We start from the raw sequence: 205 nt of genomic DNA, 5'->3' as shown, positions 1-205 counted from the left end.
TGTTACCTTGAACGCCCTGAGGTCCAGTGGCACCAGTAGCACCTGTGTTACCTTGAGCACCTTGAGGACCAGTGGCGCACCCGTGTTACCTTGAGGTCCAGTAGGTCCAGGAGGCCCACCAGAAGGTCCGGTAGGTCCGGTAACTCCTATACCAGTGGCACCGGTAGCACCAGTAGCACCAGTAACACCTGTGTTACCTTGAACG

General features: G+C 57.1%; 1 pseudogene. It reads right to left on the bottom strand.

Features of this window, described 5'->3' with window-relative positions:
• Positions 1–205: pseudogene (locus DN394_RS29545) on the bottom strand (Gly-Xaa-Xaa repeat protein); the annotation flags it as partial.

The organism is Bacillus sp. BB081, assembly GCF_008368895.1.
Taxonomy (GTDB): Bacteria; Bacillota; Bacilli; order Bacillales; family Bacillaceae_G; genus Bacillus_A; species Bacillus_A wiedmannii.
The sequence above is the reverse complement of the archived record's forward strand: the minus strand, read 5'-3'. Positions and strand labels throughout refer to the sequence as shown.